Annotated in this window: 23 protein-coding genes and 1 pseudogene; 16 read left to right on the forward strand and 8 right to left on the reverse strand. The window is 68.0% G+C overall.

Annotated features, from left to right (window positions below; translation table 11 throughout):
- Positions 1–80: 80 nt before the first annotated feature.
- From FXN61_RS11270 to FXN61_RS11285, 4 genes are all read left to right on the forward strand, one after another.
- Positions 81–2117 carry a PQQ-dependent sugar dehydrogenase gene (locus FXN61_RS11270; RefSeq protein WP_312877653.1) on the forward strand — a complete coding sequence of 679 codons (2037 nt, stop codon included), beginning with the start codon at positions 81–83 and terminating at the stop codon, positions 2115–2117.
- Complete coding sequence (locus FXN61_RS11275) at positions 2114–3052, forward strand: LamG-like jellyroll fold domain-containing protein (RefSeq protein ID WP_167972960.1); 939 nt, start codon at positions 2114–2116, stop codon at positions 3050–3052. Before FXN61_RS11270 ends, FXN61_RS11275 begins: the two co-directional genes overlap by 4 nt.
- A gap of 142 nt (positions 3053–3194) precedes the next feature.
- Positions 3195–5216, forward strand: a complete 2022-nt coding sequence (locus FXN61_RS11280; RefSeq protein ID WP_312877654.1) for a PQQ-dependent sugar dehydrogenase — start codon at positions 3195–3197, stop codon at positions 5214–5216.
- Positions 5216–6145 (forward strand): LamG-like jellyroll fold domain-containing protein, encoded by a 930-nt coding sequence (locus FXN61_RS11285; RefSeq protein ID WP_246291278.1) that lies wholly within the window; start codon positions 5216–5218, stop codon positions 6143–6145. The genes FXN61_RS11280 and FXN61_RS11285 overlap by 1 nt, the downstream gene beginning before the upstream one ends.
- Before the next feature lie 113 nt (positions 6146–6258).
- Here FXN61_RS11285 and FXN61_RS11290 read toward each other — a convergent pair whose 3' ends face one another.
- Positions 6259–7434 (reverse strand): SGNH/GDSL hydrolase family protein, encoded by a 1176-nt coding sequence (locus FXN61_RS11290; protein ID WP_167972964.1) that lies wholly within the window; start codon positions 7432–7434, stop codon positions 6259–6261.
- A gap of 66 nt (positions 7435–7500) precedes the next feature.
- Between FXN61_RS11290 and FXN61_RS11295 the strand changes: the two genes are divergently transcribed.
- The 4 genes from FXN61_RS11295 (at position 7501) to FXN61_RS11310 (ending at position 10811) form a co-directional block, all read left to right on the forward strand.
- Positions 7501–8031: a class I SAM-dependent methyltransferase gene (locus FXN61_RS11295; RefSeq protein WP_312877655.1), complete on the forward strand. Its 531-nt coding sequence runs from the start codon at positions 7501–7503 to the stop codon at positions 8029–8031.
- A 69-nt stretch (positions 8032–8100) separates the two neighbouring features.
- A complete protein-coding gene (locus FXN61_RS11300; protein WP_167972966.1) occupies positions 8101–9798 on the forward strand; it encodes a hypothetical protein in 1698 nt (565 codons plus the stop codon).
- 43 nt (positions 9799–9841) lie between these two features.
- Positions 9842–10318 carry a MarR family winged helix-turn-helix transcriptional regulator gene (locus FXN61_RS11305; protein ID WP_167972968.1) on the forward strand — a complete coding sequence of 159 codons (477 nt, stop codon included), beginning with the start codon at positions 9842–9844 and terminating at the stop codon, positions 10316–10318.
- Positions 10319–10418: 100 nt separating this feature from the next.
- Positions 10419–10811, forward strand: a complete 393-nt coding sequence (locus FXN61_RS11310) for a hypothetical protein (protein ID WP_167972970.1) — start codon at positions 10419–10421, stop codon at positions 10809–10811.
- 5 nt (positions 10812–10816) lie between these two features.
- On the opposite strand, the gene FXN61_RS11315 is transcribed toward FXN61_RS11310, so the two are convergent.
- Entirely contained in the window at positions 10817–11461 is a 645-nt protein-coding gene (locus FXN61_RS11315; protein WP_167972972.1) for an alpha/beta fold hydrolase, read from the reverse strand.
- A gap of 34 nt (positions 11462–11495) precedes the next feature.
- Here FXN61_RS11315 and FXN61_RS11320 point away from each other — a divergent pair, with 34 nt between their 5' ends.
- From FXN61_RS11320 to FXN61_RS56240, 3 genes and pseudogenes are all read left to right on the forward strand, one after another.
- A complete protein-coding gene (locus tag FXN61_RS11320) occupies positions 11496–11804 on the forward strand; it encodes a MarR family winged helix-turn-helix transcriptional regulator (protein WP_446684936.1) in 309 nt (102 codons plus the stop codon).
- 674 nt (positions 11805–12478) lie between these two features.
- A pseudogene (locus tag FXN61_RS56235) lies at positions 12479–12799 on the forward strand (transposase); the annotation flags it as partial.
- An 11-nt stretch (positions 12800–12810) separates the two neighbouring features.
- Positions 12811–13128, forward strand: a complete 318-nt coding sequence (locus tag FXN61_RS56240; RefSeq protein WP_376770625.1) for a zinc ribbon domain-containing protein — start codon at positions 12811–12813, stop codon at positions 13126–13128.
- A gap of 95 nt (positions 13129–13223) precedes the next feature.
- Here the strand turns inward: FXN61_RS56240 and FXN61_RS11330 are convergent, their stop codons facing one another.
- The 3 genes from FXN61_RS11330 to FXN61_RS11340 all read right to left on the reverse strand — a co-directional run bounded on the left by FXN61_RS11330 (position 13224) and on the right by FXN61_RS11340 (position 16092).
- Positions 13224–13796 carry a TetR/AcrR family transcriptional regulator gene (locus tag FXN61_RS11330; RefSeq protein ID WP_167972974.1) on the reverse strand — a complete coding sequence of 191 codons (573 nt, stop codon included), beginning with the start codon at positions 13794–13796 and terminating at the stop codon, positions 13224–13226.
- Positions 13793–15193, reverse strand: coding sequence for a fatty acid desaturase (locus FXN61_RS11335; RefSeq protein ID WP_376770624.1), 1401 nt, complete (start codon positions 15191–15193; stop codon positions 13793–13795). The genes FXN61_RS11330 and FXN61_RS11335 overlap by 4 nt, the downstream gene beginning before the upstream one ends.
- A 74-nt stretch (positions 15194–15267) precedes the next feature.
- Entirely contained in the window at positions 15268–16092 is an 825-nt protein-coding gene (locus FXN61_RS11340; RefSeq protein WP_167972976.1) for a LysR family transcriptional regulator, read from the reverse strand.
- A gap of 82 nt (positions 16093–16174) precedes the next feature.
- On the opposite strand from FXN61_RS11340, the gene FXN61_RS11345 reads away from it, so the two are divergent.
- Positions 16175–17059, forward strand: a complete 885-nt coding sequence (locus FXN61_RS11345) for an MBL fold metallo-hydrolase (protein ID WP_167972978.1) — start codon at positions 16175–16177, stop codon at positions 17057–17059.
- A gap of 12 nt (positions 17060–17071) precedes the next feature.
- Here FXN61_RS11345 and FXN61_RS11350 read toward each other — a convergent pair whose 3' ends face one another.
- Together FXN61_RS11350 and FXN61_RS11355 are read right to left on the reverse strand one after the other, a co-directional pair.
- Entirely contained in the window at positions 17072–17422 is a 351-nt protein-coding gene (locus FXN61_RS11350; protein ID WP_030472290.1) for an MmcQ/YjbR family DNA-binding protein, read from the reverse strand.
- Positions 17422–18672 carry a serine hydrolase domain-containing protein gene (locus FXN61_RS11355; RefSeq protein ID WP_167972980.1) on the reverse strand — a complete coding sequence of 417 codons (1251 nt, stop codon included), beginning with the start codon at positions 18670–18672 and terminating at the stop codon, positions 17422–17424. Before FXN61_RS11355 ends, FXN61_RS11350 begins: the two co-directional genes overlap by 1 nt.
- Positions 18673–18971: 299 nt before the next feature.
- On the opposite strand from FXN61_RS11355, the gene FXN61_RS11360 reads away from it, so the two are divergent.
- On the forward strand, positions 18972–19667 hold the full coding sequence (locus FXN61_RS11360; RefSeq protein WP_167972983.1) for a carbonic anhydrase family protein: 696 nt from the start codon (positions 18972–18974) through the stop codon (positions 19665–19667).
- Between the two features lie 188 nt (positions 19668–19855).
- On the forward strand, positions 19856–21082 hold the full coding sequence (locus tag FXN61_RS11365) for an MFS transporter (protein WP_312877656.1): 1227 nt from the start codon (positions 19856–19858) through the stop codon (positions 21080–21082).
- Here FXN61_RS11365 and FXN61_RS11370 read toward each other — a convergent pair.
- Complete coding sequence (locus FXN61_RS11370) at positions 20989–21582, reverse strand: DedA family protein (RefSeq protein ID WP_167972985.1); 594 nt, start codon at positions 21580–21582, stop codon at positions 20989–20991. The genes FXN61_RS11365 and FXN61_RS11370 overlap by 94 nt on opposite strands.
- A gap of 204 nt (positions 21583–21786) precedes the next feature.
- On the opposite strand from FXN61_RS11370, the gene FXN61_RS11375 reads away from it, so the two are divergent.
- Both FXN61_RS11375 and FXN61_RS11380 read left to right on the forward strand, forming a co-directional pair.
- Positions 21787–22572 (forward strand): hypothetical protein, encoded by a 786-nt coding sequence (locus FXN61_RS11375; RefSeq protein ID WP_246291281.1) that lies wholly within the window; start codon positions 21787–21789, stop codon positions 22570–22572.
- Positions 22573–22644: 72 nt separating this feature from the next.
- Entirely contained in the window at positions 22645–23997 is a 1353-nt protein-coding gene (locus FXN61_RS11380) for a gamma-glutamyltransferase (protein WP_223165401.1), read from the forward strand.
- The last annotated feature ends 11 nt before the right edge of the window (positions 23998–24008 follow it).

Consider the following 24008-nt stretch of genomic DNA (forward strand, 5'->3'; position numbering starts at 1 on the left):
GAGGCCGAGCACCCGTGGGTAAAGTCTGGCAAGCCGCCGCGTGGTAAGCGCTTTCCAAGCTGACCCACGAGGTGGTGGATGTGTCCAGACGATCGTTCTCGGTCCTGTTCGCGGCACTGGCGCTCACAGCGGCTTCGTTGGTGCCACAGGCTGCCGCGCAACCCGGGCCTGTCGCTGACCCACTTCCGGCACCCGCACCGTCCGGAACGGGCGTGAAGCTGCAGGAGATCGCGCGGCTGCCGCAGTCGTCGACCACGCCCGCCGCCGGCGACAGCAGGCTCAAGCAGTACAACCGGGTCAACTACCTCGGCGAAATTCCGGACGGCTCCGGCAGGTTCTTCGTGCCGGACATGAACGGCAAGATGTACACGCTCAACCGCGACGGCAGCGGGCAGCGCACGTACCTCGACGTCCGCGCCACCATCGGCGGGAACTTCCACAACCACCAGGGACTCGGCAGCGGGTTCGGGTTCGTCGCGTTCCATCCGCAGTTCGCTTCCAACGGCAAGTTCTACACCGCGCACACCGAAGCCAAGGACGCGCTGAAGAACCGCAAGCCGGATCTTCCGTCGCCGTCCAACGCGGTGGTGCACGGCGTGATCACCGAGTGGACCGCCACCAACCCGAAGGCCGCGACGTTCGCGGGCACGCGGCGCGAACTGCTGCGCATCGGGTTCGCCATGTACCTGCACGGTTTCCAGGAGATCGGTTTCGGCCCCGCCGACGGACTGCTGTACCTGGCGGTGGGCGACGGCGGCATCGGCTATCGCTCGGACGTGCCGCAGGACGTGAAGGTGCCGCAGGGCAAGATCCTGCGCATCGACCCGGCGGGAACCAACAGCGGCAACAAGAAGTACGGCATCCCGCCCTCGAACCCGTTCCTGGGCAAGCCGGGCGCGCTGGCCGAGCTGTACGCGATCGGCATGCGCGACCCGTACCGGTTCAGCTGGGACTCCGGCGGCACGCACAAGATGTTCCTCGGCCACATCGGCGAGAAGGTCGTCGAGTCGGTCTACGAGGTCAAGCCCGGCGCCAATCTCGGCTGGGGGCAACGGGAAGGCCACCTGACCTACCGCCGCAACGACCCCAAGTGCCAGCTCTACCCGCTGCCCGCCGACGACGCGAAGTTCGGCTACACGTATCCGGTCGCGGGCTTCGACCACAACCGGCCCAACGGGGGTTGTGGCGACAGCGGCAACGCGTTGATCGGCGGCTTCGTCTACCGCGGCACGGCGATTCCCCAGTTGCAGGGCAAGTACGTCTACGGCGAGGGCGTGAAAGGCCTGCTGTACTACGCGGACGAGAAGGACATGCGGGCCGGTGCGCCGATCGCGAAGACGTTCGAGCTCGCGGTGTACGACTCGGCGGGCAGGCGCACGACGATGAAGACGCTGGCCGGCAAGAGCCGCGTCGACCTGCGACTCGGCACCGACGCGGCGGGCGAGCTCTACGTGCTGGCCAAGGCGAACGGCAAGATCTGGAAGGTCACCGGCACCGTCCAGACCCTGGAGGCCTGTGACTCCGGCAGCGATGTCGTCAGCGATGTCACCGCCGCGAGGGACTGGAAGCCCGTCACGGCCTCGCGCTGGCGGTTCCCCGGCAACGAGGTGGTGCTGTCCAAGGCCGGTGCGGCGAGGCCGGGTCCGCGCAGGCCCAACGAGTACGCCGTGGTCACCAAGGGGCCGGTCTTCGGCAACGTGACCGTCGATGCCCAGGTGCGGCTGGACACGCCGGTCTCGCAGAAGGACCGCGACGTCGTGATCGTGTTCGGCCACCAGTCGGACACGCGCTTCTACTACGTGCATCTGTCGTCGGACAACAAGATCTATGCGCACAACGGGATCTTCCTCGTCGACAACGCCGACCGGCTGCGCATCGACGACCAGTGGAACGGCTCCGTCGGCGCGCCGCCCGCCGTGACGGACATGAAGTGGCACCGCGTCCGCGTCACGCACTGCGCGGACACCGGGGTGATCGCGGTGTACGTGGACGGCTCGTCGCAGCCGTTGATGACGGCCACGAACACGGTGCTGAAGTCGGGACGTGCCGGGTTCGGCTCGTTCGACAACATCGGCCGCGTCGCCGACCTCAGGATCAGCGGGAAGGGACAGCGATGAGGAAAGCTCTGCCGGGACTGTGCCTCGTCCTCGCGCTCGCCGCACCGGCGCAGGCCCAGCCTCCTTCGGAAGTGTTCCCCGGCATCGCGTCCGCGGTCGTCAACCACTACGACTTCGAGCACCCTTCCGCTGGTGACGCGAAGAAGGAGGACGACATCGGCCGTGCCGACTCACGCACGCCGATCTCGCTGATCAACGGCGGCGCGGCGATGCGCACGGTGGACGGCGCGTTCCCGGGCTCGAAGACATCGTTGCAGCTCAAGCAGGTGCGGCCGAACAACAAGAGCAACGACGACTGGAAGGCCGGCGTCTACAGCTCGTCCGGCGTCGCGTCGATGAAGGCGTTCAACAAGGCGCGCGGCATGTCGATCATGACCTGGGTGAAGATCACCGGCGAGGCGCCCGCGCGGAACTCCAACTCGTCAGGCACCGGCGACTTCTACGGCGCGATCGGCATCGCGGGCGTGTTGTCCGGCGACTCCAACGGGCATGCCGCGCGCGCCCTGCTGGAGACGGAGAACCACAACGGCGCGATGCGGCTGATCGCGCTCGGCCGCCGGGTGGACGGCGGTGACAAGCAGTTCTTCGTGGCCAACGCCGACTGGAAGACGTTGCTGCCGCCGGGGAAGTGGGTGTTCCTCGCGGGGACGTTCGACTTCGACAACGGCACGATCGGCCTCTACGTCGACGGCAAGCAGGTCGACGGTTCCTACGCGGTCAAAGGAGATCCCTGGAAGGTCATCGGAGCTCCCGAGCCCGACCTGACGTCCGCCACGAACCCGCGCGGAATCAAGGTCGGCGGCAGTCATCCGCAGAACAACCGCGAGGTCAACGCGTGCAACTGCAGGCTCGACGGACTCATGTTCCTGGACCGCGCCCTGACGGCAGACGAGGTGCGCGGACAGTACGAGTGGGTGACCAAAGGTCGGAGGTGAGGGTTGTAACCACCCTATTAGCTAGGTAGATTCCGGGTGCCGCTGCATTGGAAAGCGCTTTCCGCTGCCGTGCTGGCACGGCCTGGCCCACAGGGTGGTGGGGATGTACAGACGGTTCTCTCGGCTGGCTGTCACAACATTCGTGCTCTCAGCGTTGTTCGTGCCCATCGCATCGGCTCAGCCGGATGCGCCGATCGCCGACCCGTTGCCGACGCCGGGGGCGTCCGGAATCGGCCTGGAGCTCACCGAGGTCGCGCAGCTGCCGGAGTCCAAACCGGTGCCACCGCCGACCGACGCCCGGCTGCGCCGCTACAACCGGATCAACTACCTCGGCGAGGTGCCGGACGGCTCCGGCCGGCTGTTCGTGCCGGACATGAACGGCAAGCTGTACCTGCTGGATCACGGCGTCGAGCACGCGTTCCTGGACCTGGGCGCGGCCGTCGGCCCGGACTTCCACACCCACCGCGGCCTGGGCAGCGGTTTCGGGTTCGCGGCGTTCCACCCGAACTTCAAGCGCAACGGCAAGTTCTACACCGTGCACACCGAAACCGGTGACGCACTCACGTCGAAGAAGCCGGATCTGCCGTCCCCGGCGAACATGCAGGTCCACGGCGTGATCACCGAGTGGACCGCCTCAGACCCTCGCGCCGACGTGTTCTCCGGGACCCGCCGCGAGATCATGCGCGTCGGCTACGCGACGTTCATCCACGGCTTCCAGGAGATCGGCTTCAACCCGACGGCCCACTGGTGGGACGAGGACTACGGCCTGCTGTACATCGCCTCGGGCGACGGTGGCATCGGCATTTCGACGACGGTGCCGCAGGACCTGGCGCTGCCGCAGGGCAAGATCCTGCGCATCGATCCCGCTGGCAAGAACGGCGTGAACGGCCAGTACGGCATCCCGCGCTCGAACCCGTTCCTGCGCAAGGCGGGCGCACTGGGCGAGATCTACGCGTACGGCATGCGCGACCCGTACCGCTTCAGCTGGGACTCCCGCGGTGCGCACAAGATGTTCCTGGGCCACATCGGCGAGAAGGCCGTCGACTCGGTCTACGAGGTGCGCAAGGGCGCCAACCTCGGCTGGAGCGAGCGGGAGGGCCTCTGGGAGTTCCGCCGCGGTGACCCTTCGTGCGGCGTGTTCCCGCTGCCTGCTGACGACGCGAAGCACGGCTACACCTATCCCGTCACCGCGTTCGACCACAACCGGCTCGCCTCCTCGCGTCCGTGCGCCGACAGCGGCAACGCGTTGATGGGCGGCTTCGTCTATCGCGGGTCAAAGATCCCTTCGTTGCGCGGCAAGTACATCTACGGCGAGGGTGTGAAGGGCCTCATCTACTACGCCGAGGAGCGCGAGATGCGCACCGGCAGGCCGATGGCCACGACGCGCGAAATGATGGTGTACGCCGATGGCCGGCTGACCACTCTGAAGGCTTTGGTCAACGACCCGAACCGCGTCGACCTGAGGTTCGGCCAGGACGCTGACGGCGAGCTTTACTTGCTGGCCAAGGCGAACGGCAAGATCTGGAAGGTGACGGGCGCTCGCACCTTCGCCTCCTGTCGCTCCGGCCACGACTTCGTCCACGGTGCTTCCTCTGCCCGTTCATGGGAGCCGGTGACGCCCGCTTTGTGGCAGTTCCCAGGTCGTGAAGTCGTGCTGGCACAACCCGGTTCCGCACGCCCCGGCCCGCGTCGGCCGTTCGAGTACGCGGTTCTGAAGAAGGGCCCGACGTTCGGTTCGGTGCAAATCGACGCTTCGGTCCGACTGGACACCCCGGTGTCCGAGTCCAACCGGGACGTGATCATCGTGTTCGGCTACAAGTCCGACACCGAGTTCTACTACGCGCATCTCTCGTCCGACAACAAGATCTATCCGCACAACGGGATCTTCGTCGTCAACAACGCGGACCGCCTGCGGCTCGACCATCAATGGGATGCCGCACGTTCGGTCGGTGCTGCTCCTGCGGTGACTGATACCGCGTGGCATCGCGTACGGGTCAAGCACTGCGCCGATTCGGGCGAGATCGCGGTGTACGTGGACGGGTCTCCGTATCCGCTGATGACCGCTGTGGACAAGACCTTCTCCTCGGGCCGTGTCGGCTTCGGGTCGTTCGACAACATCGGCAGGCTGCGCGACCTGCGCGTGCAGGGCAAGGGGCTCGAGTGATGAGACGACTGCTGGTACTTGGTGTTGCTCTTGCCTTCGGCGTCGGCTTGGCCGCACCCGCCCAAGCCACGTTCGGCACGGTGCTGCCGACGTTGTCCCGCAACCTGGTGTCGTACTACGACTTCGAGCACCCGGTGCGCGGCAACAAGGCCCTGGAAAAGGACAGCGGCCGTTCAGGCACCGCCCTGTCGTTGATCAACGGCGGCGCCGACATGCGAGTGCGCGACGGTGCGTTCCGGCGCAGCCGCAACTCGTTGCAGCTCAAGCAGATCAATCCGTTGAGCGCGGGCAACGACGACTGGAAGGCGGGCCTGTACAGCGAGACCGGAGTGCCCAGTCTGCGTGCCTTCAACGGCGCACGTCAGGCGTCGATCATGGGCTGGGTCAAGATGACGGGCCAGAACCCGGCCCCGAACTCGAACTCGGCCAACCCGAACGACCTCTACGGCGCGATCGGTCTGGCCGGCGTGCTGTCCGGCGACTCCAACGGCCACGCGGTGCGCGCGCTGCTGGAGTTGATCCAGGTCGACGGCGAGCTCAAGCTCGTCGCCCTGGCCAGGAGGATCGACGGTGGAAACTCGCAGACGTTCGCGGCGGCCGAACCCTGGCAGAAGCTGTTGCCCGATGGCGAATGGGTGTTTCTCGCGGCCACGTTCGACTTCGACACCGGCGCGATGGCGTTGTACCGCAACGGAAAGCCGTTGGCCGGCAAGTACGTCGTCGCGGGCGATCCGTGGAAGCTGGAAGGTGAACCGGAGCCGGATCTCACGTCGGCCACTGATCCGCGCGGGATCAAGATCGGTGGCAGCTACCCACAGAACAGCCGCGAGGGCAACGCCTGCAACTGCCGGATGGACAGCCTGATGTTCCTCGACCGGGTCGCGAAGCCGTGGGAGGTGCACCTCCAGTACCACTGGATGAAGGGCTAGGCGTTCAGGCGTACGTCACCGCGCAGAGCACCCGACCTGCTGGGGGAGCCGGCAGCACCAACGCCGGCTCTCCCTCCAGGTCTCTCAGCGCCTGGCGATCAGTTCGTCGGACGTCAGAGTGTGGCGATCTCGACCGCCTTCGCCATCGCCTCGAACCCCTTGTCACCGGGGTGCAGGTGGTCACCCTCGTCGTAGTCGGGCCTGATCCGCTGCGGGTCCGCCGGATCCCTGATCACCGCGTCGAAGTCCACGACCGCGTCGAAGTCCTGGCTGGTGCGGATGAACGCGTTCACGGCCTGCCGCACCGCTTCCAGCTCGTCGGTGTAGCTGTTCCAGCCCTTGAACGGCGTGATCGTCGCCCCGATGACCCGCAGTCCGCGGTCGTGCGAACGGGACGCGATCTGCTTCAACGCCGCGATGATCTTGTCGGGGTTGGTTTCGTGCGGGGTCTGCTGGATGTCGTTGATGCCCTCGAACACGATGACCGAGCGGACGCCGGACTGGGTCAGCACGTCGCGGTTCAGGCGGGCGAGCGCGTTCGGGCCCGCCCATTGCCCGTCCAGCAGGAGCCTGTTGCCGCTGATGCCCGCGTTCAGCACGCCCAGGCGGGTGTTGACGCGGTCGGCGAGCTGGTCGGGCCAGCGGAGGTTCGCGCCCCACGTCGAGTTCGCGCCGTCGGTGATCGAGTCGCCGAGCGCGACCACGCTGCCGCGCAACGTCGACGAGCGCACGTCGACGCCCGAGACGAAGTGCCAGTTCGTGGTGCGTTCGCGGAAGGCCGCCGCGGACTCCTCCGCCGTGTGGTTGCCGTCGCGGGTGAAGTACGAGTTCTGCATGGTCAGCTGGTGGTGTGTGACAGGACCGCCCGGCGACGGGGTGTAGACGCTCACCAGCAGGTCCGAGTCGGCGGGCACGGTCAGTGCCACGCCGTCGCTGACCACGTCGGCGCCGGGAGGGGCCGTCACGGACGAAGAGCCGCCGAACGTCAGCGTGCGCATGGTGCCGGGCACCGCGAGGGGTGTGTCCGAGTCGGCCGCGCGGGCCACGGTCACCTGGCCGAACACCACCGGGGTGCGGCCGAAGGCGTTCGACAAACGCACGCGGACTTCGCGGCCACCGGCACTGACGTGCACGATGTTGCGCACCGAGAAGTTCGGGTAGCCGTTCTCGGTTCCCGGTACGGCCGAGGACGGCGCGGCGGCCCACGTGCCGACCCATCGGGCTGGTGCGGCGTGCGCGGGAGAGGCCGCCGCCACGAGCAACGCCACTGCCAGCAGAAAGCGCGTCATGCTCTCGACCTTGGCAGCGCTCTCCGGCGTTCGGTATCCGCCGATCTTCGGATCTATGCTCAACGCGTGTGGAACGGGGCTGAGTATCAGCGCAGGTTCGACTCGCTCGCCGAGTCGGGGATGGACGTGCACGGCGAGGCGACGTTCGTGCGCGCGTACGCGCCGAAGACCGTGCTGGACGCCGGGTGCGGCACCGGACGGGTCGCCATCGAGCTCACCAGGCACGGCATCGAGGTCGTGGGTGCGGACCGGGACGAGTCGATGCTGGCCCACGCGCGGGAACGCGCGCCCGAGATCACGTGGGTGCAGTCCGACCTGGCCGAACTCGATCTGCAACGCACGTTCGACGTCGTCGTCATGGCCGGCAACGTGCCGCTGTTCACCGAGCCCGGCACGCAGGACAAGCTCGTCGCGGGCGTGGCCAGGCACGTGGGCAAGATCCTCATCGCCGGGTTCAGCCTTGATCGCGGGTACACGGTCGAGGAGTACGACGAGCACTGCGCGCGGGCGGGGCTGAAGCTGGCCGAGCGGTTCGCGACCTGGGACCGGGACGAGTTCCGCAACGGCGACTACGCGGTGTCCGTACACATGTCCTGATTCGGCCAGAATCCTGGTCTCGGGTCCTCCCCACGGTGTAGGTCTGGTTGATCTACCACTGGGGGATGCATGCGTTTGCTGGGAGCGATCGCCGTCACCGCGCTGGTGCTGAGCGGGCAGACCGCCGTGGCGGCACCGGCGCCCGTACAACCGGATCCGTTGCTGGCCTTCCTCGAAGATCCGGCCAAGGCCGACCTGACCACGGCGGCACGGGCGCGGGAAGCCAAGACCAAGGCACGGATCCTCAACGCCCAGGCGCCCGGCTACACCTACGCGGAACGTGAGCCCACCTCGGCGCGTGGCCGCAACGACAGTCCCTGGACCGCCGAGTCCACAGACTTCCGCAAGCACCGCGGCGCCGTGTTCACCGGATCGCTGCTCGCCGACCCGACCATGCCGACGGTCGGTGAGTTCGCCGAGCCCAACGACACGCAGGCATCCGCGAGCGACACGGGCGTCGGCACCACCCACCGAGCGATCCGCACGACGGGCAAGATCGCGGGGCAGGATCAGGACTTCCACAGGTTGCGCGGTGCCGGACTCACGACCATCGCCACCCGCACCGACGGCAGCGACCTCGACACCGTGCTGACGGTGTTCGACGCGGCAGGCAACGAGATCGCGGCCAACGACACGGTCGGCGTCAGCACCGACGCCGGCCTCGAGATCGAGCTCACCGCCGGTGCCGACCACTTCGTCCGCGTCACCGGCACGCAGAACACCCAAGGCACCTACGAGCTGACGCTCGCGGCCGGTGAAGGCAAGGGGGACAAGGACTTCTTCGCCGTCGACCTCAAAGCGGGCGACGTCGTCGGCACCTCCGTCACGGGTTCCGCGCGCAAGATCGTCGTGCACGACACCAGGGGCCGCGAGGTGATGGGCTCCCGGCAGGACTTCTCCGGCGTCTACCCGAAGGAGAACCCGCTGCCCGGCGGTGGCAACGCGGCCGCGGACCACCTGGCGCCGCGCGACGGTCGCTACTACGTCGGCGTCGAGGACGGCGCCGGCCGCTACGAGCTGACGGTCAAGGCGTTCCGGCCCGGCAGCGAGAAGGCCGGTCCGCAGACGGTGTTCGTGGACTTCAACGGCGCGCTCGTGGACACGTCGGTCTGGGGTGTGCCGGGGGAGAAGCAGTTGTCTCCGCTCTCGAAGTTCCTGGCGAACTGGGGTCTGTCCGAAAAGGACGAGAACGCGGTCGTGTCCGCCGCGGTCGGCACGATCCGGGAAAACCTGGCGCTGCACGGGAACTTCGGCGTCAAGTTGCTGAACAGCCGTGACCACGCCGACCCGTGGGGCCAGAAGAACGTCAGCCGGCTCGTCATCGGGGGCACGATCGCCGAGTCGGGCGTGCCGACGGTGGCGATCGCGCAGTCCATCGACCCCGGCAACTTCGGGCACGAGGAGACCGCGATGGTCCAGCTCGACCTGCTGAGCCAGCCCGCGGGTCCGTCCGTCTCGCTCAACACCTACGTCAGGGCGGACAGCGACAAGGTCAAGTTCATCGGCCGGGCGCTGGGCAACATCGCGGCGCACGAGCTGGGGCACCTGTCCGGCTCGTGGCACCAGCACCAGTTCAACGAGCACGACACGCTGATGGACCAGGGCGGCAATCCCGCGGCGATGTTCGCGGTCGGCGCCGACGGCATCGGTGGCAACGCCGACGACACCGACATGGACTTCGGCGAGGACCACTTCGTGCCGAACGAGGGCTTCACCGGCATCGAGGACGCGGCGACGCGCACCAAATGGGGCTACAGCCGGGGTTAGTTGAACTCGCGATGGTTTCGGAATGGAGCAGTACGCTCGGGGGATGGACAGCGCCCGGACCACGAGCGACCTGGTCGTCCAGCTCCTGCTGCTGAGCCGCGACATCGAACTGATGGCGGCTCAGCGGCTGGAGGGGGCCGGCGCCTCCCTGCGTGCCGTGACTGTGCTGATGTGCGCCGACGAGAGTGAGAAGACGCAGGGCGAGATCGCCGACCTCGCATGCCTGGACAAGTCCACGATGGTGCACACCGTCGACGCGCTGGAGAAGGACGGCCTGGCAACGCGCACGCCGTCGCGGACGGACCGCCGCGCGCGGGTCGTCGAAGTCACCGACGAGGGGCGCGAGCTGGTCGCGTCCACCGAGAGCGTGCTGGGTGAGCTCTACGACGAGGTGCTGGCCCGGCTGCCGGAGGCCGATCGTGAGCCCTTCCTCCGCTCGCTTTCCGCACTCGTCGCCGGCCGCTCCACAGAGCCGGTGGTGACCGCTGATCGCGCACCGCGGAGGCGCTCCGCACGCTGACGGCCGGTCACGTCCACAGTGGAATGCCGGTGGTGTTCGGCGTGTCGCCACGGTCGCGACGCTACGGTGTGACCAGGCAGACCGGCGAGAGGGACCTGGCGTGACGTCGTGGATCGAAGTGATCAACTATGTCCGGCTCCGGTACGAGGTGCTGGAGGAGACCGATGACTGGCTCCGCTTCCGGCTGGACACGGCGGGGGAACGGACGCAGCAGGTCTCGGTGCACCACCTGCCGGATCTGGACGGCAGCGAATGGGTGGAGATCTCCTCGCCCGTCGGACGTGCCGACGAGGTCGACCTCCTCCGCTTTCTCGAACTGGCCGGCTTGCCCGAGCTCGGCGGTGCGGCGGTCGTGGACGGCCTCGCGCTGCTCAAGCACGTGGCGCCGCTGGAGGACCTGAGCATCAGGGACGAGTTCGAGCGCCCGCTCACCCTGCTGGTCTCCCGCGCCGACGCGATGGAGCACGAGCTGACGCGGAGGGACCACTTCTAGCGGGGTCACCCGGCGGCGAGCAGCGCCCCGAGCAGTTCCTCCGGTGTCTCGAGCTGCGGCAGGTGGCCGGTGCGGGGGAGCGTGGTGAACGTCGACGACGGGATCGCGGCGGCGTAGGCCTTGCCGTACGCGGAGTCGACGATGCGGTCGCTTTCGCCCCACAACACGTGGACGGGGACGTCCACGTCGCAGAGCCGGTCGGCCAGGGCCGGGTCGGACATGGACGGGCCGGTGTAGCCGATGAGCGCCAGGACGTCCGGGCTCGGGCCCGTGCGTGCACCGGCCGGCGGTGCGGGCGCCTTGCCGGGGTCGTGCCACGAGTACGACTGGATCTCGGCGAGGGTGAAGCCGCTGATGTCGGTCATGGGGTGGCCGTCGACCTCGATGCCGATCCCGTTGACGATCACCGCCGCGCTGACGCGAGGGCTCGCGCACAGGGCGATCTCGGCGGCCAGCCAGCCGCCGAACGAGTTGCCGATCACCGTCACGTTCGTGAGGGCGAGCTCGTCCAGCATCGTGACGTAGAGCCGGGCGAGCTCGGCGACGCCGGTCAGCCCGGCGGGTCTCGGCGTGCCGCCGAACCCGGGGTGGGTGGGCACCAGCACCCGAGAGTGGGTGCGTTCGGCCAGCAAGTCCGCGAAGGCGGTCATCGTGTGAACGCCGCCCCCGCTGGGGCTGTCGCTCGTGCAGTGGGACACCCTGCGCCACCTGCACCGTCAGCCGGACGCCTCCCTGCACGACCTCGCGGTGCTGACCTTCCAGACCGACCAGTCCTTCGGCTCGCTGGCGGTGCGCATGGCCGAGCGCGGGCTCATCGAACGGGTCTCGGGGCCGGGCCGGGCGGTGCGTCACCGGCTCACCGATGAGGGGGCCCGGCTGCGTGCCGCGGGTCAGGACGCTGTCGACCGCGTCGTCGCGTCCTCGTTCGACGCGCTGTCGGCCGCGCAGCTCGACCAGCTGGGCGACCTCCTGGAGGCCGCTCTCGGCGACTGACCGTGTTCAGCGAGGCTGTCGCAGGAACCCCGGCCGTTTACGGCCGGGAGGAATGTGCTCTGCGGTTCCGCGGCGCCCTGGCACTGCGGGAAAGCCCGGACGCTGGGATATGACGTCGTGGTCCGAACCCAGGCGGCTGTGTCGAACGCGTGTTCGGTATGGTCGGTCGGGTGAAGCTCGTCGTGCAGGTGAAGCTGCTGCCGACCGCCGAGCAGGCGGCGGCGTTGCGGTCGACTCTGCAGGCGTGCAACGACGCCGCCGATGAGGTGTCGCGGGTGGCGTTCGAGACGGGTGTGTTTCGTGAGTATGCGCTGCGCAAGCCCACCTACGCCGCGTTGAAGGCGCGGGGTTTGGGTGCGCAGGCCGCCCAGCATGTGATCAAGAAGGTCGCGGACGCCTACGCCGCGTTGCACGCGAACATCCGCAACGGCAACCTCGGCCCTGCGGGTAGTAGGCGGCGGGTGAAGGCGGAGTCGGAACCGATCGGGTTCCGGTCTGAGGCGGCGCAGCCGTTCGATGACCGCTGCTTGTCGTGGCAGCACGACGCGGGCACGGTGTCGATCTGGACTGTTGCGGGCAGGGTGAAGCACCTGCGGTTCACGGGTTCGCCGGAGCAGCTCACGACGCTGCGGGCGTATCGGCGGGGCGAGTCGGACCTGGTGTTCCGCGACGCTATGTGGTTTCTGATCGCCACCTGCGATGTCGAGGAAAAGCCCGAGTTCGAACCGGTCGACTGGATCGGGGTGGACCGGGGCATCGTGAACCTGGCGACCACCAGCGATCTGGACAACTTCCAGGGGCGCCGGCTGCGGCGCTATCGGCGCTGGCATGCCCGCAAACGTGCCGAGTTGCAGGCCAAGCGCACCAAGTCCGCGACCCGCCGGTTGAAACGTCGCGCGAAGCGAGAAGCACGGCACGCTCATCACGTGAACCACAGGATCGCCAAGCAGATTGTGGCTGTTGCCGAACGCACCGGCCGCGGTATCGCCCTGGAAGACCTGGCGGTATCCGTGACCGGGTCACGGTTTCCCGGCACCAGCGAGCCACACTCAACACCTGGCCGTTCCACCGGCTCGAACAGCACCTCCGCTACAAAGCGAAACGCGCCGGTGTGCCGGTGCTGCTCGTCGACGCGCGGTACACCAGCCAGAGGTGCCCGCGGTGCGGGCACACCGACCGCGCCAACCGTCCCAGCAGGGACCATTTTCACTGTCGCCGGTGCGGTCTCGCTGGACCCGCCGACGTCGTCGCCGCCGTGAACATCCGAAACCGGGCACGGTCGGTGTGGGTACACGTCAACGTGCCCGACCCGGCAGCTGCCTGAACAGCCATTGGTAGATGCGGCCCGCACACGCGCAGCCAGCCGTGGACGAGGAACGCAAACAACGCCCATGGGATCGAGTCCTCATGCTCGGCCCTTCAGGGCCGCGTAGTTGACGACAGCAACTTCGCCGCGGCCCACGTCACCGCGTCGGCCGTCTCGGCCGGTGAGCTCGACGGTTGCATCACGTGGCTGAGCACGTGCCGGACGACCAGATCCACCGCGATCTCGAGCTGGGGCGGCTCCAGCGGCAGCTCGTAGCTCCGCAGGCAGCGCGACACAACGGCTTTCGCCGCGTCGAGCAACCCGTCGGTGTGAGTGGTGAGCAGCGGCAGCAGTTCCGTGTTCGCTCCGTGCGTCGCGGAGACGACGGCGTGCAGCAAGGCGTTGTCCCGAGCCAGCTCCAGCACGCCGCGCACGGCGGCGTGGATCGCGGTGAGGACGTCGGCGGGGTGCTTGTCGAAGGCGTCGGTCACCACCGCGAGGAAGCGTTCGAGCTCGGCGAGCACGACGGCCTCCGCCAGCTGGGGTTTGGCACCCACCTCGTTGTAGACGGTCTGCCTGCTCACGTTCAGCTCGGCGGCCAGTCGCGACATGGTGACCGCCTGCCAGCCCTGGTCCGTGATGAGCTTGGCGGTGACCGACACGATCGCGTCGCGCAGTGCTGTCATGGGGCTCCGATGGCGACGAAGTCGACCTTTTCCCGCACCCCGCAGTCCGGGCAGCACCAGGAGTCCGGCACCGCCGACCACGGCGTTCCCGCCGGGAACCCCTCGCGCGGAGCGCCGACCGCGGAGTCGTAAACGTAACCGCATCCTGGGCAACGGCCACCCTCGGCGTCGCCGCCGGGCACGACGGTGGTGTCGGGCGCCGGTGCCGAGCCGGCCGGCGCCTGCGGCAGCGGGTAGCGCGCCAGCACCTTCGCCCGTGCGGGCGGGTGGATGTTCGCCCGGCTGATGTCGCCCTCGAAGTGGACGTGCACCCGCGGATCCATGACGCGGCGCCACAACGGCGGCACCAGCGCGAGCAGGATCATGCCCGCGTAGCCGGTGGGCAGCACCGTGGACTCCTCGTAGTCCCGCAGCGTCTGGTAGCGCCGCACCGGGTTCGCGTGGTGGTCGCTGTGCCGCTGCAGGTGGTACAGCAGGACGTTCGTGGCGATGTTGTTGGAGTTCCAGCTGTGGCTGGGATTCACCCGCTCGTAGCGGACACGGCCGGGTGTCCCGACCTTCTGCCGCAGCATCCCGTAGTGCTCCATGTAGTTCACGACCTCGAGCAACGAGAAGCCGACCACGGCCTGCAACACCAGGTAGGGCAGGATTCCGAGCCCCAGCCACCAGAGCATCGCGCCCCACAGCACCGCCGACATCAGCCACGCGTTGAGCACGTCGTTGCCGATCCGGTACGGATGACGATCACGTCGGCCGTACCTCTTCTTCTCCAGGTGCCAGGCGCTCTTCACCGACCCGGCGACCGTGCGCGGCCAGAACCGGTAGAAGCTCTCGCCGACCCGTGCGCTGGCGGGGTCCTCCGGCGTCGCGACGCGCACGTGGTGACCGCGGTTGTGCTCGATGTAGAAGTGGCCGTAGAAGCTCTGCGCCAGTGCGATCTTCGACAACCAGCGCTCGTGGCTCTCCTTCTTGTGTCCCAGCTCGTGTGCGGTGTTGATGCCGATACCGCCGATGCAGCCGATCGACACCGCGAGACCGACCTTGTCCACAACGGACAGATCGCCGGTCGCGATCACCCAGAACGCCGTCGCGAAGCCCGCGTACTGGACCGGCAGGTACAAGAACGTGATCCACCGGTAGTACCGGTCCTGCTCCAGCGCCTCGATCAGCTCGTCAGGCGGGTTCGAGCGGTCCAGGCCCGCCATCAGGTCGATGGCCGGAACGATCACCAGCACGACGATCGGCCCGGTCCACAGCCACACACCCCACCCGGTCAGCGAGTGCAGCCCCAGTGCCGCGAAGGCGAGCGACGGGACCACCAGGCCGATCAGCCACAGGTAGCGCTTGCCGTCCTTCCACTGCTCGGTCGAACCGGGCGTGACAGTGCCTGTCATCATCTCGTTCCTCCCGTCGGCTTTACAAAACGGTAGGAGATGTAAACCGGTTTGACAAGTAGGGGTGAGATGTAAAGTCAGGCAGACCCGTACGCCTGAGTCGCTGCCTCGACGAAGGCTCTGGTCAGCGGGTCATCCCTCTTCCACGCGATCACGACCGGGCTGGGCGGCATGTCCGCCAGCGGCACGACCTTCAGCTCGCCCAGGTCGTGACCGAGCGGGGCCAGGCCGACGGTTCCGTTCCACAGCACGGACTGGACGCACTCCTGGACCGCGCGGACGGTCGGTCCCCTGCGGGGTTCGCCGCCGTTCCAGTAGCTCTGCCAGATCTCGTCGGTGCCTTCCGGGAACTGGAACCAGTCCCGGCCGGCGAGGTCCTGGATGGTGAGACCGTCCCGTTGTGCGAGCGGATCGTCCGCCCTGAGGACCGCGCCGACCGGGTCTCGGCGCAGGACAAGGGTTTTCAGGCCGGTCGAGTCGAACGGGCCGCGGGTCAGGGCGACGTCCACCTGGCCGGAGCGCAGGCCGCAGGTGGGATCGGTCAGGTCGGCCTCGCGGATGCGGATCTCGACGTGGGGGTGCCGGCGCCGGAACGCGGCGGCGAGTGCGGCGGCGCCGTGGTCGGCGAGGATGCCGACGGTGATGGTCGCCCGCGCGAGCTTGGCGCGGATCCGGTCGGCCTGGTCGAGCAGCGCCTGGGCCTCGTGCAGCAGGGTGTGGCCGGCGTCGGTGAGCGTGACGCCGGCGGGGGAGCGGTGGAAGAGCGTGGTGCCGAGGTCGGTCTCGAGGTGCTTGATCGCCCGGCTCAGCGGCGGCTGGCTCATGTGGAGCCGGTGCGCGGCACGGCCGAAGTGCAGCTCCTCGGCGACCGCGACGAAATAGCGAAGCGTCCGCAGCTCCATGATCAGCCACGATACTCGTCCGGTATCGGGTGCACCGAGCCGGTCTTGGACGAACCCGGTGGTGCGGCGGTGGGGTAGGAGCATGAACGTTCCTGACCCCGTCGTCCAGGTTTCCGATGCCGTCGAGATCGCCTCCGACGTCGTGGTGATTCCGAACAACCACGTCGGCCTCGTGCCCAACATCGGCGTCATCAGCGGCAGAGAGGCCGTCCTCGTGGTGGACACGGGACTGGGTGTTGCCAACGCCTCCGACGTGCTCGCGTTCGCGTCGGAGGTGGCTCGCGGGCGGCGGCTGTACCTGACGACGACGCACTTCCACCCGGAGCACGCGTTCGGTGCGTCCGTGTTCGAGGGCTCGTACGTGGTGAACCGCGCGCAGGCCGATGACTTGGCGCGCAAGGGATCCGGTTACCTGGAGATGTTCCGCGGGCTCGGTGGCGCGATCGCCGAACGGCTGGCGGACGTCACGATCCCCGTGCCGGACGTGGTGTTCGACGGGGTGCACTCACTCGATCTCGGCGGCCGGACCGTTGTGCTGCGGCCGACCGGGCGCGGGCACACGCTGGGAGACCAGGTGATCGAGGTGCCGGACGCGGGCGTGCTGTTCACCGGCGACCTGGCCGAGACCGGGCAGTTCGCGATCTTCCCGTGGTTCCCGCCGCACGACACCGACGTGTCCGGCATCGCGTGGATCGAGGTGATGGGCCGGTTGATCGCCGCGGAGCCTCGGGTCGTCGTGCCGGGGCACGGGACAACAGGTGGTCCGGAGGTGTTGGAGGGCGTGCGGGACTACCTGCGCGAGTTGCGGGACGAGACCTGGCGCCGGCGCGACTCGGCGATGAAGGAAGCGGACGTCGTGGCCGAGGTGCGTGCGGTGCTGGTCGAGCGGCACCCCGAGTGGGCAGGGCAGGAGTGGATCGAACGAGGGGTCGGCTGCCTGTGCGCTGAAGGACAGCCAGCTCTATAGATTCAGTGTTGACTAAAGATAATCCTCACCGAGGTGGGCGCGGATCACCTTCTTGGGCACGCACATCGTCCAAGCCCCGATGACGAGCTCGGTCATCTCCTCGACGTCGAGCTCGGCCATGGAGGCGTGCACCCACTGGAACCGCATGTCGGACTGGCTCGGGAACGCGAACTTGACGGGGTCGCTCGCGACCAGGGCTTCGCGTTCCTCTCGTGGGTAGCCGAAGCCCAGCACGGTTTCGTCGCGGGAGAGGGCCGCGTAGACGATCTGGCCAACGCGGAACTTCACGCGGTCGCGGATGAGGTGTTCGGTGGTGCGTGGCAACGACAGTGCCACGGCGCGGACGTCGGCGACGGTGACCATCAGGCAATCCTCCACGCGGCGGCGCCGTTGTGCAGGAAGTTGGCGCGGCCGTTCTCGTCGGAGCCGACCAGGGAGTGGACCCGCCGGCCGTCGGTGGTGATGATCGTGCTGTCGCCCAGGCGGACGACCTCGACGCGGTTCTCGGGCTTGCCGAGGAAGGACGCGGCGAGTTCGTTGCGCGGGCGGTAGATCAGGAACGCTTGGTCGTCCTCGATCGTCAGGGTGATGTCGTACAGGGTGTTGCGGTAGGTGCCGCACATCCAGTCGTCAACGGGTGCGGGGTTCGAGGGCGGGACAGGTGGTGGTTCCGCCTCGATGCCTGCCTCACTGAAGATCTCGTGGGCCAGTTGCTCGCCGTTCGTGCTGTTGGTCAGCACGGCCACCGCCAGACCAGCCGACGGGTCGACGCGCAGGAAAGCCTTCTGTCCCTTGGAGACGCCGGTGTGGCCGATGACGCCGCCGGGGTACAGCATCCAGCCGAGTCCCCAGCCGGCGACGCCGTCGCCGAAGTCCGGGACCGAGTCGAGCTGGGGCTCGCGCAGTGCCGCGAGCGCCGGGTCGGTGAGGTGCAGGCGGACGAACTCCAGCAGGTCGCGTGCGCTCATCGCGAGGTGCGAGCCGCTGGGTGCCGTGGAGAAGGCGACCGCCCACTTCTTCGTGGGCACGGACTCGACGTGACCGACCGCGGCGCGGTGCAGGATCGCCTCGTCCGCGTTGGTGGCGACGGTGCGCAGACCCAGCGGCGTGACCAGACGCTCGCGCAGCACGTCGTGGAAAGGCTTGCCGCGCAACACCTCCACGAGCCGGCCGAGCACCACGAACCCGCTGTTGGAGTAGGAGAAGACGGTGCCGGGCGGGAACCAGTGGTCCGCGTCGGCGAGGGCGGCGACGAACTCCTCGATGGTGCCGGTGTCGGTGAAGTGGTTGCTGTCGATGCCGCCGGTGTGGGTGAGCAGGTGGCGGGCGGTCAGCGCCGAGGTGGCGGCCGGGTCGCTCAGCCGGAAACCGGGCAGGTGGTCGCGGACGGGACGGTCGAGCTCCAGAACGCCTTCGTTCACCAGCTGCTGGATCAGTGTGGCCGTCCAGATCTTGGTGATCGAGCCGATCTTGAACACCGAGTCGGTCGTGGTCTCGACCTGGGTGTGCAGGCTCAGCACGCCTGCGGCCTCGTCCTGGATCTCCCCGTTGGCCAGCACGGCGACCTGTGCTCCCGGTACCTCGTACTTCGCGATGAGCTCGCTCAACCCCATCAGTCAATCCTGTAGCACGCGTTGAACTTGTGGCGAGCCAGGTCGCTCAATTCGAAACCGGCAAATATGAGCGAATCGGACAATCGAGATCAAGAACGCCTTTGTTCACCAATCGTTGCCCCGAAGTCGTCCAGATCTCCCCCGTTGACCAGGCGCTATAGAGGGCTGGAGTCCAATTGAGACCGGGAATTAATACGGAACCGTGAGAGCGTGGCCACACTTCGGTGCCCTTTTCACTCGATCGGGTGAAAAGTGAGCGAATGAACCTACGACGGTCCCTTCCGGCTCTCTTGCCGCTTGTGCTCGCCGCGACCTTCTTCGCGGTTGGCACGGCTGAGTCGGGGACACCGAAGCAGAGTCCCGTCAACGTCACGCCCAACGCGATCCGGTTCGATCCGCACGCGCCCAAGCTCGACGTCACGTACGGGGTCTCCGCGCTGGAGTTGAAGTACATCCGCAAGGACGCGGACAAGCCGGACGGCTGCACGACCCGCGACCACGAGGAGACGGAGGAGGCGGAGGTCGAGCCCGGATCGGGCCACGTCACCGTCGCCGGCACCCGGTACGACCTGGTGCAGTTCCACTTCCACACGCCGTCCGAGCACCAGTTCCTCGGCCGCAACACGCCGCTGGAGATGCACCTGGTGCACCGCAGTGCGGCGGGCAAGCTGCTGGTGGTCGGCGTTCCGCTGGTCATCGGGTCACACTCCGTCGTGGACGACGTCCTGGCGAAGCTCGCGCCCGAGTGCGGTGAGCCGGTGGACATCGAGCCCGTCAACCTCAACCGGTTGCTGCCGCTCAACCACCACACGCTGCACTACACCGGCTCGCTCACCACGGCGCCGTTCACCGAGGGTGTCGAGTGGTACCTCACCGGCGAGCAGCACGTGACGGCCGCGACCATCGCGCGCTTCCAGGGGCTGTTCACCGCGGGCAACGCCCGTGCGCCGCAGCCGCTCAACGGCAGGACCTTCGTCGAGGTCCCCAGGATCTGATCCAATTCGGCATCTGATCCACCGCGTGCTCTCTTGATGAGGGGAGCTTTCATCAGCCTGAGGTTGATGAAAGCTCCCCTCATCTCGTTCAGGCGTGATGGGCTTCACCGCGCCAGAGGCTTCTGAAGCGCGTCAGAACGACCGTAAAATCGTTCCGGTAGCTAACTAACCCGAGCCTCGGAGCAGCAGTGAACACCACCCGCGCCATGGCCGCTCTCGCGCTCGGCGGGTTCGGCATCGGTACGACCGAGTTCGCGACGATGGGACTGCTGCCGCAGATCGCGGAGACCTTCCACATCCCCGACTACGAGGCGGGCCACGCCATCAGCCTCTACGCCGCCGGAGTCGTCGTCGGCGCGCCGCTGATCGCGGTGCTCGGGGCCAAGCTGCCGCGCAAGGGCATGCTGATCGGCCTGATGCTCGCGGTCGCCCTGGGCAACGGGTTGTCGGCCGCCGCTCAGGACAAGACGTTGTTGCTGGTGGCACGGTTCGTCGCCGGGCTGCCGCACGGCGCGTTCTTCGGTATCGCGGCCGTTGTCGCCGCCACGCTCGTTGCTCCCGAACGGCGCGGCACAGCGGTCGCGCGTGTCATGGTCGGACTGACCGTGGCGAACCTCGTTGGCGTACCTCTCGCAACGGCGGCAGGCCAGCAGATCGGCTGGCGCACCGCGTACCTCGCGGTCGCGGTGATCGCGGTGATCACGGCGGCGGCGATCGCGCTCTGGGTGCCGAGGCTGCAGAGGGTCGAAGGCGCGTCGATGAAGAGCGAGGTCCGCGCGTTCGGCCGCCCGACGGTGTGGTTCGCGATCTTCACCGGCATGATCGGCTTCGGCGGCATGTTCGCCGTCTACTCCTACGTCGCCCCGCTGACGACCGAGGTCGCCGGCCTGCCCGCTTCGGTCGTGCCGTGGATGCTCGCGGTGTTCGGCCTCGGCATGACGCTCGGCGCGACGTTCGGCGGCCGGTTCGTGGACCGGTCCGCGATGGGCTCGGTGTTCGGCGGCCTGATCGCGGTGTGCGTGATCCTGGTCCTTTTCGGACTGACCGCGAGCACTCCGGTCCTCATGTTCCTCTTCCTGTTCCTGCTGGGCTTCGTCATCCAGATCCTGGCGGCCGCCCTGCAGATCCGGCTGATGGACGCCTCGCCGGACGCGCCGTCGCTCGCGTCCTCGTCCAACCACTCGTCGCTCAACGTCGCCAACGGCGCGGGCGCGTGGCTCGGCGGCCTGGCCATCGCGGCGGGCTGGGGTTACACCTCCACGGCGTGGGTGGGTGTCGGACTGTCGTTGGCGGGCCTGGCGATCGCGCTGGCGTCGGTGGTCTACGAACGGCGTGCTGTGACGCGGGAGATCACGAACCAGGAGATGGCGATGGCCAGCGCGACCAGCACCGCCGTCGAGACCCAGCCCAGGTAGCGGTCGACCAGCTGGTGGTTCTCGCCGAGCGCGTAGCCGGCGAGGATCAGCGCGGTGTTCCACACCAGGCTGCCCGCCGCGGTGTAGAGCGTGAACTTCGCGATCGGCATCCCGGACACCCCGGCGGGGATGGAGATCAGGCTGCGCACGACCGGCACCATCCGGCCGGCGAACACGGCTTTGATGCCGTGCTTGTCGAACCACTCGTCGGCCTTGTCCACATCGGACACCGTGACGAACGGCAGCCTGTCCGCGATCCGCCGCATCCGCTCCAGCCCGAGCCACGCGCCCAGGCCGTACAGCACGAGCGCGCCGGCGACCGAGCCCGCTGTGGTCCACAGGACCGCCGCGATCAGCGAGATCTTGCCCTGACCGGCGGTGAACCCGGCCAGCGGCAGGATCACCTCGCTCGGCACCGGCGGGAACACGTTCTCCAGCGCGACCGCCAGCCCCGCGCCGGGTGAGCCCAGCGTCTCCATCAGCCGAGTGATCCACTCCATGGTCGTCGAAATACCCGTTTCGCCCGGCCCCTCAACCCTCGGTGGCGCTCAAGCTCCGATGAATCTTGGCAACTTCCGTCATTCGGTGGCACTTTCGTTGACACCGCAGGCCAAGACCTCCTACCTTCGGTGACGTAAGGACATCGCTCTCCGCCGCCCGATGTGCTCCCCTGTCGTACGCCGCCAGGAAGGACGCACCGAACGATGGAATCGCGCATCACCCGCAGGGCAGCCCTCACGGCCGCAGCCCTGATGCTCGTCACCGTGAGCCCCGCGGCCGCTCTCGCTCCCGCGTGGAACCCCAACCCGCAGACCGACGGCCTCAAGGCGTTCGAGGGCATCGAGGTCGACCGCGGCAACAAGTTCCCCAGCCGCAAGGGCAAGTACATCGTCGTCGAGGGCGACCACTACCGGTTCAACATCTGGAAGGACGACCGCGACACCACCGGCGGCGGCGACCGCCAGCGCACCGAGTCCAAGGGCATGGTCAGCAACGGCAGCGCCATCAAGATGAAGAACGGCGAGACGTGGGTCATCTCGTACGAGATGTACATGCCGTCCTCGCTGCACGGCACCAGCAAATTCACGCACATCTTCCAGACCAAGACGCCCAAGACCAACGGCGGCCCGTGGACGACCCTGTCGCTGAGCCGCAGCGGTAGCACCGAGACCATCCGGGCGCGCGCGTTCGCCACGTCCGGCGCACCGGACATCGCCTCCACGAACCTGGCCCCGCTGCGCGACAAGTGGGTCACCGTCGAGTGGACGATCACGCCGGGCTCCAGCGGCACGGTCGGCTTCGTGCTGCGCAACGGCACGGGGGCGAACGCTCCGATCGCGGTGCAGGGCAAGCGCTCCGGCGTCCGGATCCCGGACGAGGGCGACTACGTCCGCCCGAAGTGGGGCATCTACCGGTCCGTCGAGAGCGCGTCGTCGGACATCCTCGACACCTACATCAACTTCCGGAACTACACCGCGACGAAGAAGTAGAAAGCGGGTCGGGTGGCTCGCTGATCGCATACAGGTCTACCGTTGTTTGCCTTCTCTTCGTGGAGGTCAACGGTGCGAGGCGCGATCGCGGCGGGCCACCCGCTCACCGCACAGGCGGGCGCGGCGATGCTGCGTGCCGGTGGGAACGCCGTGGACGCGGCCGTCGCGGCGATGCTCACGTCGTGCGTCACCGAGCCGTTGCTGACCGGTCTCGGCGCCGCCGGATACATGATGATCGCACCGGCCGGTGAAACCCCTGTGCTGCTCGACTTCTCCGCCGAGGCCCCAGGGCGCGACAGCAACGGCGACAAGGCCCCGCTCGACCCCATCATCGTCCACTTCGGTGACGCGCAGCAGGAATTCCACGTGGGACCGTCGTCCGTGGCCGCCTACGGCATGCCCGCCGGTGCCGCGAAGGCCGCCACCTACGGCAGGGCGCCGTTGCACGAACTTGTCACCATCGCGGCGAAGCACGCCCGTGAAGGCCACCGGGTCAACCGGTACCAGGCCTACGTCACGTCGTTGCTGCTGCCGCTCGCCCACAGCGCGGGCCTCAACGCCTTCGAGGAAGGCGAGCTCCTCGTCCAGCCCGAGCTCGCCGACGCCCTCGAACGGCTCGGCAGCGACGGCGCGGCCCCGTTCTACACCGGCGACATCGCGGTCGCGATCGCCGACTCGATCACCTCGAACGGCGGCGGCCTCACCAAAGCGGACCTCGCGGCCTACGAAGTCGCGCTCAGAGAGCCGTTGCACGTGCGGCACCGTGGCCGTGACATCCACACGAACCCGCCACCCGCGGCGGGTGGCGCGCTGCTCACGCAGATGCTGGAAGCGTTGCCGGACAACCCGTCGCAGCAGGACCTCATTCGCGCGATGGCCACGCCGAAGACGCACCTGAACCGCCTCGGCTCCACCACGCACATCTCGGTTCTGGACGCCGACGGCACGGCGTGCTCGGTCACGACGACGAACGGCGCGGGCTCGGGGATCTCCATCGCCGGCGTGCACCTGAACAACATGATGGGGGAGGAGGACCTGTCACCGGACGGGTTCTTCAGCCACGCGCCGGGCGACCGGTTGCCGTCGATGATGGCGCCGACCGTGGTGACCAACCACGGCGGTGCCGAACTGGTGCTCGGCAGCGCGGGTTCCAGCCGGATCTGCGGCGCGATCCTGCAGGTGCTCGTGAACGTCCTCGACCGCGGCATGCCGGCCCAGGTCGCCGTCGACGCGCCACGCCTGCACCTCAGTGGAGATCATCTTCACGTGGAACCGGGAATCAAACCGGAAAGCGAGCTTCCGGTGACGTTCTTCCGCGCTCCGAGCATGTTCTTCGGCGGTTGCCAGGTCGTCGAAATGACCGGATCCGGGCTGCTCAGGGGTGGTGCAGATCACCGAAGGGACGGCGCGATCGTCGTTGTGTGAGATCTTGCCCG

This window comes from Lentzea indica (assembly GCF_012184385.1).
Classification (GTDB): Bacteria; Actinomycetota; Actinomycetes; order Mycobacteriales; family Pseudonocardiaceae; genus Lentzea; species Lentzea indica.

Coding starts and splice junctions, on each gene's coding strand:
- FXN61_RS11275 (WP_167972960.1), top strand. CDS start 2,114: ATGAGGAAAGCTCTGCCGGGACTGTGCCTCGTCCTCGCGCTCGCCGCA.
- FXN61_RS11285 (WP_246291278.1), top strand. CDS start 5,216: ATGAGACGACTGCTGGTACTTGGTGTTGCTCTTGCCTTCGGCGTCGGC.
- FXN61_RS11290 (WP_167972964.1), bottom strand. CDS start 7,434: ATGACGCGCTTTCTGCTGGCAGTGGCGTTGCTCGTGGCGGCGGCCTCT.
- FXN61_RS11300 (WP_167972966.1), top strand. CDS start 8,101: ATGCGTTTGCTGGGAGCGATCGCCGTCACCGCGCTGGTGCTGAGCGGG.
- FXN61_RS11305 (WP_167972968.1), top strand. CDS start 9,842: ATGGACAGCGCCCGGACCACGAGCGACCTGGTCGTCCAGCTCCTGCTG.
- FXN61_RS11315 (WP_167972972.1), bottom strand. CDS start 11,461: ATGACCGCCTTCGCGGACTTGCTGGCCGAACGCACCCACTCTCGGGTG.
- FXN61_RS11330 (WP_167972974.1), bottom strand. CDS start 13,796: ATGACAGCACTGCGCGACGCGATCGTGTCGGTCACCGCCAAGCTCATC.
- FXN61_RS11335 (WP_376770624.1), bottom strand. CDS start 15,193: ATGATGACAGGCACTGTCACGCCCGGTTCGACCGAGCAGTGGAAGGAC.
- FXN61_RS11340 (WP_167972976.1), bottom strand. CDS start 16,092: ATGGAGCTGCGGACGCTTCGCTATTTCGTCGCGGTCGCCGAGGAGCTG.
- FXN61_RS11345 (WP_167972978.1), top strand. CDS start 16,175: ATGAACGTTCCTGACCCCGTCGTCCAGGTTTCCGATGCCGTCGAGATC.
- FXN61_RS11350 (WP_030472290.1), bottom strand. CDS start 17,422: ATGGTCACCGTCGCCGACGTCCGCGCCGTGGCACTGTCGTTGCCACGC.
- FXN61_RS11355 (WP_167972980.1), bottom strand. CDS start 18,672: ATGGGGTTGAGCGAGCTCATCGCGAAGTACGAGGTACCGGGAGCACAG.
- FXN61_RS11370 (WP_167972985.1), bottom strand. CDS start 21,582: ATGGAGTGGATCACTCGGCTGATGGAGACGCTGGGCTCACCCGGCGCG.
- FXN61_RS11375 (WP_246291281.1), top strand. CDS start 21,787: ATGGAATCGCGCATCACCCGCAGGGCAGCCCTCACGGCCGCAGCCCTG.